Genomic DNA, 18,868 nt, shown 5'->3' with positions numbered 1-18,868 from the left:
GTGAAAATGAAACTACAAAAAGGCGATAAAGCACCGCTATTTAGGCTAAAAAGCGCAGATGGGACAGAAGTGGGCTTGCAAGATTTGCTCACGCAATGCGTGATTGTGTATTTTTATCCTAAGGATAATACGCCCGGCTGCACTATTGAAGCAGAGGAGTTTAGCGCGCTAGCTAGCGAATTTCGCGCAAAAAATGCCGTGATTGTAGGCATAAGCCCCGATAGTCCCAAATGCCACCAAAATTTTATTGAGAAAAAATCACTCAAAGTTCTGCTGCTAAGCGATAACGATAAAAGTGTGGCAAGTGCCTATGGCGCGTATGGCACAAAAATGATGTATGGCAAGGAGGTGCAGGGCATTATCCGCAGCACATTTATCATCGGGCAAGATGGCAGGATAATAGAGAGTTTTTATAATGTCCGCGCCAAAGGACACGCACAAAAGGTATTTGAGGAGCTTGCAAAATAGGGCTATTTTTATGCTACTCACTACGCTTTATATTATTGCTATAACTGCAGAGGGTATGACTGGCGCACTCGCAGCGGGCAAGCATAAAATGGATTTATTTGGTGTGATATTTATCGCCCTTGTAACAGCCATAGGGGGCGGCTCTATCCGCGATATTTTGCTCAATCACTATCCGCTTACTTGGGTGGCGCACCCAGAATATGTTCTGCTTATTTGCGCTTCTGCGCTTTTAACTACCAAAGTACCACGCGTAGTGGTGCGCAGCGAAGCGGTGTTTTTGACTCTTGACGCTGTGGGGTTAGTTGTTTTTAGTATCTTGGGTGCGCAAGTAGCGATAGAAAAAGATTATGGCTTTATTATTGCAGTGAGTGCGGCGGTGATTACTGGTGTGTTTGGTGGAATTTTGCGCGATATTTTGTGTATGCGCATACCGCTAGTGTTTCAAAAGGAGATTTATGCGGGCATTGCCATTATCGCTGGGGCTATGTATTATGCGCTGCTACAATACGCGCACTTAGATATTATGCTAGTTACTATTCTTACGCTAGTTGTGGGTGTGAGTGCTAGGCTTTTGGCTATTTTTTATAAGCTTTCTTTGCCTGTGTTTGACTATGAGGATACGCAGGGCAAAGATGGGGATAAAGATGCCCTAAAGTAGGGTTGTAGGATTCTATAAAGTTTCAAGTTGTATGTAAAAAATGATTTTCTTGCATATGTCACAAAAAATGCAACCACACCAAAATACATTGCAAGTCCTTTATTTTTTGATATGTATTTTGGGATTAGATAAGTATTTTCGAATTTCTATAGTCGCTTTCTCCCATCCTCTAGCACCTTGTAGTTCCCCGGGCTAAAGACATCTAGGACTACATAGGGTAAGCCTTGCTTGTTTAGCTCTGCCATAAATGGGTCAGGGTCGTTTTGCTCCATATTCCACACGCCAGCTCCCTGCGTTGCCTCTTTGCCGCTTTTGCGGGAGTCTGCAGTGGCGGCTCGGTCATTTATGTCTAATAAACTCCCTTCGCCGCCACCTTGACAACCCGCAAAATCGCCTAAAGATGCTGCCGCAGACAATACAACCTTATCTATCCCTTGCGCTTCGCCGCCATGAGGCATATCCTTATTTAACGCCGCACGCGCCGCATTAAACGCACTCACTGCATTAGAATCTTTAGAATCTAGCAGCGAAGTATTTTTCACACAGCCCACGCCCCATTTGCCCTCTACAATGAGCTTTGCGCCAATCATAGCTGGCACGCCGGTAGTATAGCTCACGCCTTGTGCATTCACCTCTTTATAGCACGCCTCATGGTCGCAAATATTGTAAATATAAATCGTTCGCAGTTTAGAATCTTTATAGCCGCGTATAAAGCAGCCAATGTGCGTCTTTCCCTTAGTGCGGCTCGCAAGACTTGCCGGGTCAGGCAGTAGCGTCTTTAGCACCTCAATAGGAATGATTTTTGCGCCCTTGTGTGCGACCTCATCAATGCGTAAAAGCCCCACATTTTCTAAGACTTTCATATGCGTCAAATAGCTCTCGCCAAAGGTCATAAAAAAGCGGATTTTCCGCAGTCCCTTGATATTTCGCACGATAGATTCTAGCTCCTCATGATAAAGCAAGTAGCTATTTTTCACGCCTACTTCGGTATAATCCCACTCTTTCATAAGAGCCAAAGGCGCGACATCTCGCCACTCGCCGCCGCAATAAGCTTCGTTCTTTAGCGATAAATCGGGGAGCTCGCCACTCGCTTGTGCGATAGACTCCAAAGTCTTATCTCCGCGTTCAAAGCGTCGCAACCCCGATTTCTCATCTAAAGAACTTTGCTTATTAATCTTATCTCGCACTTCTTGCGTCCAATGCTTTTCCACGCGCTCAAACTTACGATATATGCAATCTTCTTGCAAATCAGGGTTTAGGGCAAGATTAGATTCTAAACTCGTGTCGTTTAAATTAGCCTTTTCGCAAGTCCAAAAACGCGCCTTGCTGCTCACCTCGCGCAAATTAATCTCAGGATTAAAATTCGTAGCAAACGCGTATCCGTGGTCGCCGGCATTGCAGTCCAAAATGTCAATAGATTCTATGCTATCAAAGTAGTGCTTTTGTGCATACGCGCAAAAAACATTCGTAACCCCCGGGTCAAAGCCACTGCCAAGCAGCGCGAAAAGCCCAGCCTGCTTATATCGCGCATCGTAAGCCCACTGCTCCTTATACTCGAAATGCGCGCTATCAGGGTGCTCGTAATTTGCGGTGTCAAGGTAGTGCGTGCTAGTCTGCAAGCAAGCGTGCATAATGCTTAGGTCTTGATAAGGCAGGGCGACATTTACCACGAGTTTTGGCTTGTATTTTTGGATTAAAGCTACCAAATCATCGATGTTATCGGCATCGACCTTATCGATTTCAATCTCACCTAAGCCTTTCTCGCGGATAGAATCTGCGATTTTCTTGCATTTATCAAGCGTGCGGCTAGCTAATATTATGCGCGTGAAAACATCTCTATTTTTCGCCATTTTATGCGCCACCACGCCACCTACGCCACCTGCTCCAATCTGTAAAACACACGCCATTTTCGCTCCTTGTTATGATTAATGCAATCATTATACTTAAAAATACTCAAAATCTTGCAACACTGCCCATGAGCGCGCGCAATTTTTACGCAATCTTAATAAATCCTTATAACATTATGCTATGATTTCCCCCACATTTTGTCAAAACTTCTAAAAAGGATTGTTATGCTACTTTCAGCCGCCCTATCTCAAGCGTTTGAGGGCTATTTGACCATACAAAACACTTTGCAAAAGGATTTTGAACTTAGTGGAATCGCCCCACTCACACAAGCTAAAGCCACAGACATAAGCTATATTGACCAAGACAAATATATAGATGAGCTAGCAGATTCTAAAGCTGGAGCGGTGCTTATCCGCGCGCATTTAATTGAGAAGGTGCCTGCGCATATTCAGCCCATTGTGGTTGAAAACCCTCATCTTGCTTTTGCCCTGCTCTCTCAACTATTCACACAAGGGGATTTTTCACCCACTACTCATACTTTAGTATCTCCAAGTGCTTGTGTGGCGACAAATGTAAGTATGGGCGCAAATGTAAGCATTGGTGCAGATTCTGTAATTATGCCCGGCGTTGTCATAGGCGATAATGTCCAAATAGGCGAGCATTGCAAGATTTATCCAAATGTGGTGATTTATCGCAACACTATCATCGGCAATCGCGTGAATATCCACGCAGGCAGCGTGATAGGCTGTGATGGCTTTGGCTATGCACATACCAAAGATGGTAGGCATATTAAAATTGAGCATAATGGCTGCGTGGTGATAGAAGATGATGTAGAAATTGGCGCAAATAACGCTATTGATAGGGCTGTGTTTGGTGAAACGCGCATAAAACAGGGCGTTAAGATTGATAATTTAGTTCAAGTTGGGCATAACTGCGTCATAGGCGAACACAGCATTTTGGTTTCACAAGTAGGGCTTGCTGGCTCAACTAGCACGGGACGCAATGTTATTATGGGTGGGCAGGCTGGCACAGGAGGGCATATACACATTGGCGATTTTGTGCAAATTGCTGGGCGCGGCGCTGTGGGCAAAAACTTGCCACCAAATACCAAATGGGGAGGACACCCGCTTATGCCGCTTGATGAATGGATGAAATTTTATGTCTCTCTACGCAGAATGCTCAAAAAATCCCCCTCGAAGTGAGTCCTTATAGAATCTAGATTCTATAATTTCAAGTATTTCAAACACTTCATACTATAGAATAGACAAAAAATGTTTTTACAAAGGAGATGTATGCAACATATACCAAAATGGAGCAAGTTTGATACGCGCTGGACGCTTTCACTCTTTGGCACGGCTGTGGGCGCTGGGATTTTGTATTTGCCAATTAGGGCTGGAGGCGGGGGATTTTGGCCTGTGGTGGTGATGAGCATTATTATATTCCCTATGGTGTATTTAAGCCACCGCGCGCTTAGCCGCTTTGTGTGTCAGGCAAGTGGGAATGACAAAGACATCACGCACGCCGCAGAGGAGTATTTTGGTCGTAATGTGAGTGTGTTTATCTCCATTTTGTATTTTTTTGCCATTTTTCCTATTTGTTTGGCGTATTGTGTGGGGATTACAAATACTTTTGAAAGTTTTATTTATAATCAGCTTTTGCCGCTTTTTAGCGAGCATAGCGGTGTAGCACACTTTATTCAAAGCATATATCAAGTCCATGATAACACAGCTTCTTTACTGCCTTTGTGGCGGGGGATTTTGGTGTTTATTGGCGTGAGCGTTTTTATGATTATTATGCTCTTTAGTGAGGAGCTTATTACAAAGGTATGTGAATGGCTGGTGTATCCGCTCTGTGGCATTTTGTTTTTATTTTCGCTCTATCTTATCCCACAATGGCGGCTTGAAAGCTTCACTATCGTGCCGCACACAAAAGAATTTTTGACTATTGTTTGGCTCACTCTGCCTGTGCTTGTTTTTTCTTTTAATCACTCACCTGCAATCTCTACATTTTCACTAAGCGTTAAGCGCCACTATGGCAAAAATGCTAATGCAAAAACTAATCAAATTTTATTGCGCACTTCTGCTATGCTGCTATTTTTTGTGATGTTTTTTGTATTTTCTTGCGTGCTTTCACTCACCCCTAGCGAGCTAGCAGAAGCAAGGGCGCAAAATATCCCAGTCCTGTCGTATTTTGCCAATAAATTAGATAATCCTATCATTTCTTATGGCGGTCCTTTGATTGCGTTTTTAGCCATTGCGAGTTCGTTTTTTGGGCATTATTTTGGTGCGCGCGAGGGGGCGTATGGCATTGTGCGAAAATGCTGCAAGATTGCGGGATTTACGCCAAATCTTAAGGTGATTGCTGTAGTTTGCACAGGTGTGATGTATGTGATTATGCTCATTACTGCGTATGTCAATCCAAGCGTGCTAGGCTTTATTGAGGATTTAGGTGGCCCAATTATTGCAGCGATTTTATTCCTTATGCCTATTATTGCTATTTATAGCGTATCCAAAATGAAGCAATTTAAAAATCCTGCCCTAGATTTATTTGTATTTATCACAGGGCTTTTAACGATTTTTACCGTGATTTATAAGATGTAGATTCTATATTTTTAGCAGGTTTTTTACTTTCATTTTAAAAAATAATCCTTTATATTTTACACATACGCCCTAACATTCGCTCCTAAGAAACAAACTGCAAAGAGGAGCGAATTTTGTTACGGATTGTTAATCTTGTCAAAAATTATGGCAGCAAGCAGATACTTAAAAATATCAATTTGGATATTAAACAAGGCGAGTTTCTCACACTAGTTGGCGAAAGTGGTAGCGGTAAATCAACGCTTTTGCGCATCATAGCCGGCTTAGAAGAAAAAAGCAGCGGGCAGATTCTAAAAAATGATAAAGACATCTCTCACACCGCGCCCAAAGATAGGGATTTTGCTATGGTGTTTCAAAGCTATGCGCTCTATCCTCACTTTAATGTCGCACAAAATCTTGCCGCGCCTTTGAATGCTCGCGCAAAATTTAGCTACAAATTGCCTTTTGCCAGATTCTATAATGCAGGGGCTAGAGCGTATCAAAAGCAAATTCAAGATAAAGTCTTGCAAGTAGCCAAGCAGCTAAAAATTGAGCATTTATTAGAATCTAAGCCAAAGCAGCTCTCCGGTGGGCAATGTCAAAGAGTGGCTTTGGGGCGTGCGATGACGCGCAATCCAAATGCGTTTTTAATGGACGAGCCGCTTTCAAATCTTGATGCGAAGCTGCGCGCGCATATGCGTAGTGAGCTAGTTAATCTCCACAGGGAGCTTAATAAGACATTTATTTATGTAACACACGACCAAACAGAGGCAATGACTATGAGTACGCGTATAGCGTTTTTGGTCGATGGGCAGCTGCTGCAAGTGGATACGCCAGATAATATGTATAATAACCCAAATCACCTAAAAGTGGCACAATTTATCGGCACGCCAACGATTAATACTACGCTTGTAAGCGTGCAGGGCGATGAGGTGATATTTGGTGCGGATATTGCGCATTTAAGTGAGGATTCTAAGATTAAAAATTATAGAGCTACGCATACTTTTGCTATCCGCCCAGAAGATGTGAGCATTAATCCAAATAGCGCATTTAAGGCTAAGGTGCAAACGATTGAAAATATGGGGAATGAATATTTAATCCACATCGTGCCGCTCTTTGCTAATGCGGAGTTTATTATTAGTGTGAATGCCCATACAGGCAAGCAAATCCATTTTGATGAAATTATAGGCATTGAGCTTAACCTTAGCAAGGCTATGTATTTTAATCTACAAGGGCAAAGAGATAGCGCCATAAGTCCGCAAAAAGCAAGCATTACAGAATCTAGCAAGACAAATGTCCCCTTAAGCTCCGCAGGCTCTGCTACTCACACTCCAAAGGGTAGTGCTGCAAAAAGTAGCGACAATAACGCGCTAGCTTCTGCAAATTTATACAGCAATGAGCTAGATTCTATCGTGCAGAAAAATTTCGCAAAAGCATAGGAATAAGCTATGAAAAAGACTTTGAGTACCTTTTGTTTTGTCTCTCCGGCTTTTATTTTAATGATGCTTTTTTTGATTTTGCCAATTCTTAGCGTGGTGGTGCTAAGCTTTACAGATTGGCAGCTAGGGAATACGGATTTTAAGTTCATAGGATTTGATAATTATGTGGCGATGTTTAAAGATGATGTGTTTTTTACTTCGCTTAAAAATACTTTGATTTATGTGGGCTTAGTGCTGCCTATCTCGGTGCTAGGTGGGCTGTTTATAGCCTTACTTATAGAATCTAGGGCAAGTGGGAAGGCATTTTATCGCACAGTATTTTTCTTGCCCGTTATGGCGACTTTGATTGCTATGAGTATTGTGTGGGAGTATATTTTGCACCCTGATATTGGGATTTTAAATAAAATTTTAGCCCTTTTTGGCGTGCAGGGTTCAAACTGGCTAGCAAACCGCGATACCGTGCTTTATGTGCTAGCTGGCATTGGGATTTGGCAGCAGTTAGGCTATAACATGGTGCTTTTTACCGCAGGGCTTATGGCAATCCCCTCTCATCTATATGATGCGGCTAAGATTGATGGCATAGAGGGCTTTGCGCAGTTTCGCCTAATCACTTGGCCTTTACTTGGTCCTATGCTGCTTTTTGTGGTGATTATCACTTCAATTAAGGCGTTTCAAGTCTTTGATACTGTTTCAGTCCTCACGCTTGGCGGTCCAAACCATGCGAGCGATGTGATGCTTTTCACTATTTATCAAGAGGCGTTTATGTTCTTTAGGACGAGCTATGCGGCGGCTATTTCGGTGGTGTTTTTATTCTTTATTATGGTTTTAACACTAATTAAAATCAAATTCTTAGATAAGAGGGTGCATTACTAATGAGTGCTTTTAGTATTTTTCGGCATATTGTGCTAATTGGCATTGGCAGCGTGTTTTTCTTCCCATTTTTGTGGATGGTGCTTACTAGTCTTAAGCCAGAATCTGAAATCTTTTCTAATACCCTTGCGTTTTTCCCTACACAATGGTATGCCCTGCAAAATTATACGCAGGCTTTTACTGATACGCCACTTTTAAGATTTTTGATTAATGGTGTGTTTGTAACGCTAAGCATTTTGCTTTTGCAGATTCTTATTGCCTATCCGTGTGCGTATGCGCTATCAAAGCATAAATTTTGGGGGCGCAATTTTATTTTAGTGATGATTGTTTGCTGCTTGCTTATCCCTGCGCAAGCCATTTGTGTGCCTTTGTATCTTTTAATGTATAAATTTGGCTTTTTAGATTCATATATGGGGCTTATTGCGCCTTATACGATTTCTGTGTTTGGTATTTTTCTTATGCGGCAGTTTATTAATGGCATACCTGATGATTTAATTCATGCAGCAAAGATTGATGGATTTAGCGAGTATGGCATCGTGTGGAAAATCATTTTGCCAACGACCATTCCTGCTATTATTTCATTTGCCATTTTTTCTATTGTCGCGCATTGGAACGACTACTTTTGGCCGCTTATTGTGCTAAGTTCTACAGAGTTATTTACACCCACACTAGGTGTGGTGGCGTTTAGAAATAATGAAGCGGGAAGCACTTATGGCGCACTTATGGCGGCTGCTACTATTATCGTGCTGCCTCTTATTGTAGCTTATCTTTTTGCGCAAAAATACTTTATGCAAGGTATTGCAAGCACTGGTATGAAATAATACGCAGGCGTGCAAACATACTCGCAAGCCTGCTTGAGAGTAATTTATTACAGCAAAAGCAGTTATTTTGCGCGCTTTATAATTTCTTGCACAATCTCATAGCCATGCTTGATGCCAGCTGCAATTGAGCCACCGCTTTTTAACGCGATATCACCTGCTACAAAGATATTTTTCACATTGCTTTCCCACACATTAGAAGTGAGCGGCACACCCTTTTCATCGAGTTTAATTCCGCATTTTTAAAAAAAATCAACAGGAGAAGCCCCGCCAATAGCATAAATTACCCTATCAAAGCTCTCACTACTTCCATCGCTAAACTCCACGCCTACTTTGCCATTATCATCGCTTAGCCCATTAATATCAATGCCAAATTTTGGGATAATCTTTCCTGCTTGCAGTGCAGAATCTAGCGCGTGGGCATTTGTATCATTAATGCGATTAAACTCTTTGCGGCGGTAATTAAGCGTTACACTGCCGCCATCTTTAGCACTTTGGGCTAAATCATAGGCGTATTCTACTGCTGAATTGCCCCCGCCTACTACAAGGATTTTTTCACAACTTTTTGCATCATTGGCGTTAAAATTAATCTGCTTTCTCACACTTGAGGGCAGGGGATAGCTAGGTTTGTTAGGCTGTCCCATTTTGCCAATACCAATAACCACAAATCTAGCCTTAAAGCTGCGATTGTCTGTCGTATTAACGCTAAAGCCCTCTTCGCTTTTAGTAATAGATTCTACATCGCTATTATAAAGCACTTCAAGCGGAGTAAGCAGCCCGCTAAAAAAATCTAAAGTGCTTTCCCTTGTGCCATCTTTAAAATCAATTTTGCCACAGAGTTCTACCACATGCCCTTTGTAGTCTTTATCAACGCGTTTTCCCTCTTTGTAGAATTTACGAATACTCATATTGTGCGCCTCACCCTTTTCAAGCACAATGACACTTAAATGATTGGCTAAAGATTCTATGCCTACACTTATCCCAGCAGGACCGCAACCCACCACACATACATCATACACCTTGCTCATTTACCGCTCCTTTGTTGAATGTTTGCTTTTTTTCTCCTTCGGGCTTTTCTTTGCTGCAAGATTTAAATCCTCCACAGAATCAAAAAGCACACCCTGCATCATTTTATTTGCATCATCAAATTGCCCATTTTTTAATCCCCATATAAACGCAAGCAATCCAAATAATCCCAGCACAATAGACACGCCAAGCATAATTGCTATGATTTCGGTGTTCATAAAATAAGCCTTTGCGCAATGATGAAGTGGGGACATTGTAGCATAGTTTTTTATATGTCAAATCAAATAAAAACGCAATCATTTGGCGCAAATATGCTACAATCACGCTCCATTAGATTCTGTAAATATCAAGGGATAAGATGATAAATATTGCAATTAATGGCTTTGGGCGTATCGGCAGAAGTATTTTGCGCGCCCTTTTGGCACAGCAAGAAGCCTTAAGAGAAGATATGAAACATATAAACATCGTAGCCATTAATGATATTAATGATTGGCAGATTCTAAGTTATCTTTTAGCGCATGATACTACACATGGCGCTTTGCCCTATGAGGTTACACATGCGCAAAATACACTCTTTATCAAGGATAGCCCCCTCCCTCCCATACCTACGCTTAATTGCGCCACACCAAGCGAGCTTGATTTTAGCACCTTTGGCGCGGATATAGTTATAGAATCTAGCGGGCAGTTTTTGGATATGCATTCTCTTGAACATCATTGCCAAAAGGGCATTAAAAAAGTCATTCTCTCCGCTGCGCCACAAGATAATATGCCTATGTTTGCCCTTGGCGTTAATCACACACTTTATAATAACGAGCCTATTTTTTCAAACGCCTCTTGCACGGCAAACGCACTCGCGCCACTTTGCAAGATTATTGATGAGCATTTTGGCATTGATTTAGCCAGTTTTTGCATTACGCATAGTTATACTAATGAGCAATCTTTGCTTGATAGCGTTTATCCACACGATAAGCGCCGCTCGCGCGCTGCTGCACAAAATATCATTCCCACCAGTACAGGCGCTACAAGCGCGCTTTTAAGACTGCTACCATCTTTGCAAGGCAAAGTAGGTGGGCATAGCGTGCGTGTGCCGGTTTCAAATGTATTGTTACTTGATATAAGCTTTGTGTTATCGCGCCAAGCAAACGCACAAGCCATAAATAAGCGTATTATCCACGAGAGTGAGCATACTATGCGTGGCATTATTGGTATCGATAGGGATTATGGCGTAAGCAGTGATTTTATCGGCAATCCACATAGCGTAGTATTTGTGCCAGATTTAACCTATATGGTGAGCGATAAAATGGTGCGCATAATGGCATGGTGCGATAATGAATGGGGTTATGCTAATCGTATGCTTGATATGGTGCGTTTTTGCTCCTTATAAATGACTTATGAATGATACGCTTTTTCATCACATTTACTCCACCCTTAGCCCCACAAATCAAGCGCGCATAAAAAAGCTTAAAGTAACAAACCTCTTAAGCTTTATGCTAGCCCATGTGCCTAAATCCTACACTAATACCACGCTTTCAAGCACGCTCATTCCAAAGCAGTCTATCACGCTAAAAGTGCGTATTAGCAATGTGCAGCCGCTAGGTTTTGGCAAAAATGCGAGATTAAAAGTTTATGCCTTTATGTGTGATTTTAATGAGAATCTAGAAATGATAATTTTCCACGCTAAGCCATTTCATAAGAAAATTTACACGCTAGATTCTATACTTTATATTCAGGGCAAGCTTGATGTAGGGCAGTTTGGCTATGTGATAATGCAACCAAAGGTCGTGCAGGAGATTAATACTATTGTAGCGCATTTTAAAACCACAGTCCTAAATCACAAATCTATGCAGGAGTTATGCAGCGCGCTTGTTACACTAGAAAATCTCACACAATATGGCATTCCTACGCATATAGCGCAAAAAATATGTGATATTTTTGTGCCAACTCCTTCTTTTATAGAAGCCTATAGCGCGCATAATGCCCTGCCCCCAACACATCTTAATGCGCTTAAATTTGTCGAAATCTATCGCTATTTGGCATTATTATCGCGCAAAAAGCGCTATTTTCCAGCAAAGTATCGCTGCCATAATGATATTTCATCTTTTATTCAATCCTTGCCTTTTGCGCTAACCGATGGGCAAAAGGGCGCGATTAAGGATATTGCGCATGATTTAGATTCTGTAAATGCGGCAAAGCGGCTTATTATGGGCGATGTGGGCTGTGGAAAAACCATTGTTATTTTATGCGCAGTGATGTTAGCCTACCCGCATACAAGCATACTTATGGCGCCAACGACCATACTCGCCACCCAGCTTTATGAGCAAGCAAAGCTACTTTTGCCCTCATTTGTAAATATCGCGCTCATCACTGCGAAAAATAAGCAAGATACGCCTTTTGAACAAGCGCATTTTATCATCGGCACGCAAGCTTTGCTTTATAGGGAGTTTGCTTTAGAGAATCTAGCGCTTGTTATGAGCGATGAGCAGCACCGCTTTGGCACAAATCAGCGCTATGTGCTAGAAAAAATAGGGCAGGAGGACTTGCCAAATTTATTTGCCGCTACATCGCATACAGCTAAAAATACCGCTAGAGCGCATGTGCTGCAGTTTTCCGCCACGCCCATACCGCGCACGCTTGCGATGATTAATGCGCAATTTGTTGATTTAAGTATTATTCGTGATGTGCCTTTTAAGAAAGATATTAGCACAAGCATCGTGGATAAAAGCGGTTTTAAAGCAATGTTTGCGCATTTGCAAAATGAAGTAAGCAAGGGCAATCAGGCTATTATTGTCTATCCGCTTGTAGAGGAGAGCGAGCATTTAGATTATCTCTCACTAAGCGAGGGTTTGGGCTTTTGGCAAAAGCATTTTACATCTGTGTATTTCACATCGGGCAAGGATAAAAATAAGCAAGAAGTGATTGATAATTTTGCGCGTGATGGCTCGCTGCTACTTGCTACGACGCTTATTGAAGTGGGGATTTCCCTGCCTAGAGTTTCTAGCATAGTGATTGTCGCACCCGAACGATTAGGACTAGCCACGCTCCACCAGCTGCGCGGGCGTGTGAGCCGCAATGGCTTAAAGGGATATTGCTTTTTATATACCAATCAGCCAGAAAATGAGCGATTGAGGGCATTTTGCAAGACGACAAGCGGCTTTGACATAGCCGAGCTTGATTTAAAATACCGCAATAGCGGGGATTTACTAAGCGGCGAGCGGCAAAGCGGGAATGAATTTACATATTTTGATATGAGCAGCGATGAGGCAATTTTATTAGAAGCAAAAGCGCAGTTAGACACACGCCACAATGTAGAAGTCTAATTACAGAATCTAGATTCTATAAAAATATAGAATCTAGCATTAAAAAAACAAGTTGATAGATTAGCTAAAGCTTAAGCTATAACTTTATACTTTGAGGGCTAATGTGAGCTTTGCTTACATTTGTAAGACCACGCGGAGCTTTAGCTCAATAGCGTGGAAATTATAGAATCTAGTGGAGATTAAAACGCAGGGACGATTTCACCTTGATATTTTTCGATGATAAAATCCTTGACTTTTTGGCTTTGGAGTGCATTTTTAAGCTTTTTTAGATTTGCATCATCAAGCCTTTTGCTTTGTATCACCAAAATATTAGCATAAGGAGATTCTGCACCCTCTAAGATAAGCGCATCGCTACTTTTTAAGCCCGCTTGAAGTGCGTAATTGCCATTAATCACCGCTCCATCGACATCATCAAGTGTGCGGGGTAAAAGCGCAGCGTCCATAGGCTTAATCTTAAATTCTTTTGGATTTTCTACTATGTCAAGCTCTGTGGCAGCGAGATTACTTGAATCTTTAAGCTTAATAAGCCCCTTTGCATCAAGTAAAAGTAACGCTCTAGCGCCATTACTTGGGTCATTAGGGATAGCAATGCTCGCGCCCTGTGGAAGCTCATCAATGCTTTTATATTTTTTAGAATACAAACCAATAGGCTCTACATGGATAGTTGCAATAGATTCTAACTCAAAGCCCTTATCAGCCTTTAGAGAATCTAAAAAGGGCTTGTGTTGATGAAAGTTCGCATCAAGCGAGCCGTCATTTAGGCTTGCATTGGGTGTTACATAATCTGTAAAAGACACAATTTGTAAATCAATGCCCTCTTGTGCCAAATCTGGCTTAATAAACTCCAAAATCTCCGCGTGAGGCACAGGGGTCGCGCCTACTTTTAGCACTACTTTTTCTTGTGCATTATCTTTGGTGTCTGCTTGCGCACTTTTTTTGTCATCGCCACAGCCAATAAGGGCTAGTCCCATACCTATAAATGCTACTAATGCAAGTATTTTTTTCATTTCTGCTCCTTAAAAAAATGTGGCGATATTTTACACCAAATAAATAAAAATCATTCGTATTTTTTATTATTTTGCATTCACAGGGATAATTTCACCGCCATATTTTTGCAAAATAAATGCGGTTGTTTCATCGCTTGTTAGCACTTCTGCAAGCTTTTTAATGCGCTCATCATCTTTATTATCCTCCCTTGCGGCTAAGACATTAGCAAAAATGCTTTGACTACCTTCATGAAAGAGTGATGTGGCAATTTTAATACCCGCTTGCAAGGCATAATTTGCATTAATAATCGCGCCATCTACACTATCAAGCACACTTGGGAGCGATGCTGCCTCCATATGCTTAAATACAAAGCCCTTTGGATTTTCTAATATATCAAGCTCTGTAGCAGCAAGATTATCAGGGTCCTTTAAGGTGATTGCGCCATTTTTGTGAAATAAAATAAGCGCGCGTGCTAAATTCACCGTATCGCCCGGAACAGCAAGTGTAGCGCCTTGTGGAAACTCATCAATACTTTTGTATTTATTAGAATAAAATCCTAGTGGTGTGATGTAAATAGGCACTATTGGCACGAGTTTATAGCCTTTTTGTTTATTAGTATTATCCAAAAATGGCTTATGTTGATATAAGTTTGCATCGCTACTTCCTTCAGCCAAAGATACATTTGGCACGACATAATCTGTGAAGCTCTGCACCTCCATTTGCACACCTTTAGCCGCAAGCTGTGGTTTTACAAATTCTAAAATTTCTGCTGCTGGCACAGGGGTCGCGCCCACTCTTAATACAGCACTTGTATTGCTAGATTCTGTATTTTTCTTTTCATCTCCGCAGGCTATGAAGCCTAGTCCCAATGCGCAAAGTAGCGCTAATTTTGCTATATTTCTCATAAAAACTCCTTTGTAATATTTATTTTTAACGATGCGCTCGCAGTCGTTTTGTAATTAAATCACCAACGCTTTGGATAATTTGCACCAAAATAATGATACAAACTACCGCATACGCCAACACATCAGGCTTAAAAGATTGAAAGCCTATGCGATAGGCTAAATCTCCCAAGCCTCCAGCACCTACGACACCAGCCATTGCCGAATATCCCAGCAAGCTCACTGCCATAATGGTAATGGCATTCATAAGTGAGGGCATACTTTCACTTATCATCATTAGAATTACACGCCATTTGCTTGCGCCCATACTCATCGTAGCCTCTATTAAACCTTTATCCACCTCATCAAACACGCCCTCAAAAAGGCGAGCGATAAAAGGTGTAGCGGCAATCACAAGAGGAATGATTGCCGCGGTGCTGCCCACACTTGTGCCAATAATCATTTTTGAGAGTGGCAAAAGCAAAAATATAAGCACAATAAACGGAAAAGAGCGCACAACATTGACAATGCTTGCTAAAATCCTATAAAGCAGCGGACTTGCCATAATGCCAGAAGGCTTAATAATGCTTAGCATAACGCCTAAAGGCAGTCCAAAAAGCACCGCAAAAAAGGCTGAAAATGTAATCATATAAAGCGTCTCGCAGCATGATTTTGCTAGGCTAAACGCCACAGGGTCGGTAAAAATATCCCTTAGAAAGATTAAAAAATGTTTTTCGCATAAATTTAAAAAATCAAGCATATTACTCTCCTTTAGATTCTCTAAGTAAGGCAAGATTTACAATTGTAACGCCTTGATTGGTAAGCCACTGCAGTGCTTCATCTCTTTTATCATCTTGGGCGATAAAGCGCAGCACTAGATGTCCCACTTCGCCTGTAGCAAGCTCATCAATGCTGCCGCTTAAAATATTTACATCAATATTAAAAGTGCGTATCATTTGGCTAATTAAGGGGGATTGCGCAAATGGACCTGTGAAAACTACTTTATACACATTGTGTAAATCCTCTAAGCGCGCAATCATTTGCTCTTCATCTTGCGGCAGGAATGAAATAAGCTCGCGTGTAATAGGCTGCTTTGGCGCGGCAAAGACTTCATCTACACTTCCACGTTCAATGATTTGCCCCTCACTCACCACGCACATTTTGTTACAAATCTCGCGCACCACTTCAATTTGATGCGTAATAAGCACCACGCTTAAACCTAGTTTCTGCTGAATATTGCGTAGGAGGGCTAAAATCGATTTTGTCGTTTTAGTATCTAATGCCGAAGTGGCTTCATCGCATAAAAGCACTTTGGGGTGATTTGCCAATGCTCTAGCAATCGCCACGCGCTGCTTTTGCCCACCGCTTAATTGACTAGGATAGAATCTAGCGCGCTCGCTTAAGCCCACAAGCTCTAAAAGCTCATTCACACGAGGCTTAATCATTTTTTTGTCCCATTTGGCAATCTCAAGCGCAAATGCGACATTATCAAACACATTCTTAGCGCTTAGCAAATTAAAATGCTGAAAAATCATACCTATTTTCTGCCTTTGGGCTTGCAGCTCTTTCTCTTTAAGGCTTAGCATATCCACACCATCAATAATAAGCTGCCCGCTAGTTGGCTCCTCTAAGCGATTAATAATGCGAATAAGAGTGCTTTTACCCGCTCCAGAATAACCAATAATGCCCATAATATCGCCTTTTTGCACTTCTAAATCGATATTTTTAAGCGCCACAAAGCCATTAGGGTAAGTTTTATTAATACCTTTAAGTTGTATCACGTTTGCTCCTTTTAGATTCTATAAATGTATTTTTCTCAATCAAAAAAGGCGCATTATATCACAAAAATTTTAAAATACAATATGTATATTGAAATTTTTGCTAATTTACTTGAATTTTATTAGCTTGTAAAAATTGATGCAGGGCTTTGTATTCATCTTTATTAAAATATCTTACTTTCCCGCAAGGCAGGGCATTGAGTGAGACAAATCCATAGCTTAATCGTCGTAAATCCAGCACCTCACGCCCAAATGCACCAAAAAATCGCCGCAATTCTCTATTTTTCCCCTCTGTTAGCGTAACTTTAAGCTTAGAATATCTATTGTCATTTTTTAAAATCTCATATCGTGCAAATGGCGCAAATTCCATGGCATTAATCTTGCTTTTGCTATGTCCGCCAGCGCGCGCATTTTCGCATACTAGACCATTTTCAAACGCCTCTATCATAGGCTTTGTAATCGCGCCATTAATTTTTAATAGATAAACACGCTCCAGCATAGAATCCATTAAAGCCTTTGCCACAGGCGTGCTGTCAGTTAAAATAAGCAGCCCCTCACTTGCAAAATCAAGCCGCCCTACATACACAAAATGCTTAAATTTCCCCTCAAGGCTATCATAAATGACGCGCCGATTTCTATCATCGCTTTTGCTTGTAAGCTCGCCTTTAGGCTTATGATAGACAATGCAAGTGAAATGCTCCTTTGGCATTACGCGCTTGCCATCGATAAATACACGCTCATTTTTATGCAATACAGAATGCGCTGTGGCTTTATGCTTTTCTATATTCACACGCCCTTGCTCGATGAGCTTATCTGCCTCTCGGCGTGAATACTTGCTATTATGGGCGATGAATTGATTAAGGCGCATAGTGCTGCTTTGTAGCGGGGCTATTTTAAGCCAAAGAGCAGGTTATTGCCAGCACTTACACTACCTTTTGTTTTCATAAGTGAGTAATTATTGCACCCAGATTCTATACCATAATCACACGCTAGCCCAAAAAGCTCAATAGCTTTGCGTTTATCTTGCCTTACGCCAAAGCCCCCATCATAAAGCACGCCTAAGTTATTGCAGCTTTGCATATGCCCGCTATCACAAGCAATGGTAAAATACTTTGCCGCATTATAGTAGCTTTTTTCCGCTCCGCTTGAGCCTGTGGCATACATCCAGCCTAGATTCCCACAGCCTATGATATCGCCCTGCTCGCATGCTACATAGTTTAGCTCCACATAGCTCATTTTATCTTTTGTCATGCCATAGACATTGTAAGTATTGCTCATAAGCCCTAAATTATAGCAGCCCAAATCGCTCCCTAGCTGACACGCGCTATTATAATATGCTAATGCCCTTTGATAGTCTTTTTTCACACCCACACCATTAGCATACATCCATGCAATGTTTGTGCAGCCTAAGCTATCTCCACCTTGGCAGGCGACCTCATAGAGTTGCGCGGCTTGATTTTTATCCTCTTTCACACCTTGCCCATTATCATACGCCATAGCTAAGTTAGCGCATGCTACCGCATCTCCACCTACGCAGGCTTTGTAGTAATAATCAACAGCCTTTTGCGGATTAGGCACGCCAGAGTTTGCGCCATACATATATATGAGTCCCGAGCCAAAGCAGCCTGCGGCATTACCTTGGTCGCAAGATTTTGCAAAAAGCTGCAGCGCGCTCTCATAATCGCCCTCTTTAGCAAATGCCATAGCAGATTTTAGCGCCGTGTTTGATTCATTTACTTGTGCGAGCATATCATCAAGCGGCGCGCCGCTAATTTCATTTGCGGGCGTTAGGGGTTGATTTGCCAAAAGCCCAGAGGGCGTTTGAGTAGGCGCTTGCATAGGTTGCGTGGGTGCTTGAGTGGTAGGCGTTTGAGAATCTAGCGCGGGATTTTGTGCGCTAGGATTTTGTGCCATGGTGGGGGATTGAGTAGAGCTTGCATCGGGCGTTTCTGCAGGCTCTGCGCCAAAGCTCACTGCATATATCACCGCCCAAACAAGCACATAAAGCGCGAAAATCTTTTTCATTATATATCCTCTATACTTATGGATTTGCCTTGTAGCTTTTGGATTTTAAAGCAAAAATAATGCCATTTTTTCCTTAAGAATCTGATGAAAATAATGTGAACAAATGTAAAAAGAAAAGTAAAATAAATATATACTCTTAACAAAATAAGAGTTATTTTTATAATACTTTAAGCATAT

The 18,868-nt window shown here is 41.7% G+C and carries 19 protein-coding genes and 1 pseudogene; 10 read left to right on the top strand and 10 right to left on the bottom strand.

The genetic code is table 11. From position 1 onward, the window contains the following. The first annotated feature begins 6 nt into the window (after window positions 1–6). Together LS71_RS06360 and LS71_RS06355 are read left to right on the top strand one after the other, a co-directional pair. A complete protein-coding gene (locus LS71_RS06360) occupies window positions 7–468 on the top strand; it encodes a peroxiredoxin (RefSeq protein ID WP_034354255.1) in 462 nt (153 codons plus the stop codon). Window positions 469–478: 10 nt separating this feature from the next. Beyond that, on the top strand, window positions 479–1,126 hold the full coding sequence (locus LS71_RS06355) for a trimeric intracellular cation channel family protein (protein WP_034354286.1): 648 nt from the start codon (window positions 479–481) through the stop codon (window positions 1,124–1,126). Between the two features lie 146 nt (window positions 1,127–1,272). Here the strand turns inward: LS71_RS06355 and LS71_RS06350 are convergent, their stop codons facing one another. Next, the gene (locus LS71_RS06350; RefSeq protein WP_034354259.1) at window positions 1,273–3,033 is read right to left on the bottom strand and encodes a saccharopine dehydrogenase family protein; all 1,761 of its coding nucleotides are present in this window, start codon (window positions 3,031–3,033) and stop codon (window positions 1,273–1,275) included. Between the two features lie 165 nt (window positions 3,034–3,198). On the opposite strand from LS71_RS06350, the gene lpxD reads away from it, so the two are divergent. The 6 genes and pseudogenes from lpxD (at window position 3,199) to LS71_RS06325 (ending at window position 8,680) form a co-directional block, all read left to right on the top strand. Then, window positions 3,199–4,176: a UDP-3-O-(3-hydroxymyristoyl)glucosamine N-acyltransferase gene (gene lpxD, locus LS71_RS06345; protein WP_034354262.1), complete on the top strand. Its 978-nt coding sequence runs from the start codon at window positions 3,199–3,201 to the stop codon at window positions 4,174–4,176. A gap of 90 nt (window positions 4,177–4,266) precedes the next feature. Next, complete coding sequence (locus LS71_RS06340) at window positions 4,267–5,574, top strand: aromatic amino acid transport family protein (protein ID WP_034354265.1); 1,308 nt, start codon at window positions 4,267–4,269, stop codon at window positions 5,572–5,574. A gap of 113 nt (window positions 5,575–5,687) precedes the next feature. Then, window positions 5,688–6,155 (top strand): annotated as a pseudogene (locus tag LS71_RS09900) (ATP-binding cassette domain-containing protein); the annotation flags it as partial. An 18-nt stretch (window positions 6,156–6,173) separates the two neighbouring features. Further along, complete coding sequence (locus LS71_RS09895; protein WP_476702754.1) at window positions 6,174–6,989, top strand: ABC transporter ATP-binding protein; 816 nt, start codon at window positions 6,174–6,176, stop codon at window positions 6,987–6,989. Between the two features lie 9 nt (window positions 6,990–6,998). Beyond that, complete coding sequence (locus LS71_RS06330; protein ID WP_034354270.1) at window positions 6,999–7,862, top strand: carbohydrate ABC transporter permease; 864 nt, start codon at window positions 6,999–7,001, stop codon at window positions 7,860–7,862. Next, window positions 7,862–8,680 carry a carbohydrate ABC transporter permease gene (locus LS71_RS06325; protein WP_034354271.1) on the top strand — a complete coding sequence of 273 codons (819 nt, stop codon included), beginning with the start codon at window positions 7,862–7,864 and terminating at the stop codon, window positions 8,678–8,680. Before LS71_RS06330 ends, LS71_RS06325 begins: the two co-directional genes overlap by 1 nt. Before the next feature lie 62 nt (window positions 8,681–8,742). Here LS71_RS06325 and LS71_RS09845 read toward each other — a convergent pair whose 3' ends face one another. From LS71_RS09845 to ccoS, 3 genes are read right to left on the bottom strand one after another with little or no spacing between them, the layout of a single operon-like run. Further along, window positions 8,743–8,889: a hypothetical protein gene (locus tag LS71_RS09845; protein WP_338034453.1), complete on the bottom strand. Its 147-nt coding sequence runs from the start codon at window positions 8,887–8,889 to the stop codon at window positions 8,743–8,745. 30 nt (window positions 8,890–8,919) lie between these two features. Further along, the gene (locus tag LS71_RS06320; RefSeq protein WP_338034452.1) at window positions 8,920–9,705 is read right to left on the bottom strand and encodes an NAD(P)-binding domain-containing protein; all 786 of its coding nucleotides are present in this window, start codon (window positions 9,703–9,705) and stop codon (window positions 8,920–8,922) included. Continuing rightward, window positions 9,706–9,921, bottom strand: a complete 216-nt coding sequence (ccoS, locus tag LS71_RS06315; RefSeq protein ID WP_138109859.1) for a cbb3-type cytochrome oxidase assembly protein CcoS — start codon at window positions 9,919–9,921, stop codon at window positions 9,706–9,708. Window positions 9,922–10,061: 140 nt separating this feature from the next. Here ccoS and LS71_RS06310 point away from each other — a divergent pair, with 140 nt between their 5' ends. After that, entirely contained in the window at window positions 10,062–11,087 is a 1,026-nt protein-coding gene (locus LS71_RS06310) for a type I glyceraldehyde-3-phosphate dehydrogenase (RefSeq protein ID WP_034354275.1), read from the top strand. 7 nt (window positions 11,088–11,094) lie between these two features. Beyond that, on the top strand, window positions 11,095–13,020 hold the full coding sequence (gene recG / locus LS71_RS06305) for an ATP-dependent DNA helicase RecG (protein WP_052057975.1): 1,926 nt from the start codon (window positions 11,095–11,097) through the stop codon (window positions 13,018–13,020). 179 nt (window positions 13,021–13,199) lie between these two features. On the opposite strand, the gene LS71_RS06300 is transcribed toward recG, so the two are convergent. The 6 genes from LS71_RS06300 to LS71_RS09810 form a co-directional block, all read right to left on the bottom strand. Beyond that, window positions 13,200–14,027: a MetQ/NlpA family ABC transporter substrate-binding protein gene (locus tag LS71_RS06300; protein ID WP_034355473.1), complete on the bottom strand. Its 828-nt coding sequence runs from the start codon at window positions 14,025–14,027 to the stop codon at window positions 13,200–13,202. 66 nt (window positions 14,028–14,093) lie between these two features. Beyond that, the gene (locus LS71_RS06295; RefSeq protein WP_034355470.1) at window positions 14,094–14,912 is read right to left on the bottom strand and encodes a MetQ/NlpA family ABC transporter substrate-binding protein; all 819 of its coding nucleotides are present in this window, start codon (window positions 14,910–14,912) and stop codon (window positions 14,094–14,096) included. 25 nt (window positions 14,913–14,937) lie between these two features. Then, entirely contained in the window at window positions 14,938–15,648 is a 711-nt protein-coding gene (locus tag LS71_RS06290) for a methionine ABC transporter permease (RefSeq protein WP_034355467.1), read from the bottom strand. A gap of 1 nt (window position 15,649) precedes the next feature. Next, window positions 15,650–16,669: a methionine ABC transporter ATP-binding protein gene (locus LS71_RS06285; protein WP_034355465.1), complete on the bottom strand. Its 1,020-nt coding sequence runs from the start codon at window positions 16,667–16,669 to the stop codon at window positions 15,650–15,652. A gap of 100 nt (window positions 16,670–16,769) precedes the next feature. Further along, the gene (locus LS71_RS06280; RefSeq protein WP_034355464.1) at window positions 16,770–17,534 is read right to left on the bottom strand and encodes a pseudouridine synthase; all 765 of its coding nucleotides are present in this window, start codon (window positions 17,532–17,534) and stop codon (window positions 16,770–16,772) included. A gap of 20 nt (window positions 17,535–17,554) precedes the next feature. Beyond that, complete coding sequence (locus LS71_RS09810; RefSeq protein WP_034355462.1) at window positions 17,555–18,691, bottom strand: tetratricopeptide repeat protein; 1,137 nt, start codon at window positions 18,689–18,691, stop codon at window positions 17,555–17,557. Between the last annotated feature and the right edge of the window lie 177 nt (window positions 18,692–18,868).

The sequence above is a fragment of the Helicobacter jaachi genome (genome assembly GCF_000763135.2).
Taxonomy (GTDB): domain Bacteria; phylum Campylobacterota; class Campylobacteria; order Campylobacterales; family Helicobacteraceae; genus Helicobacter_C; species Helicobacter_C jaachi.
The sequence above is the reverse complement of the archived record's forward strand: the minus strand, read 5'-3'. Positions and strand labels throughout refer to the sequence as shown.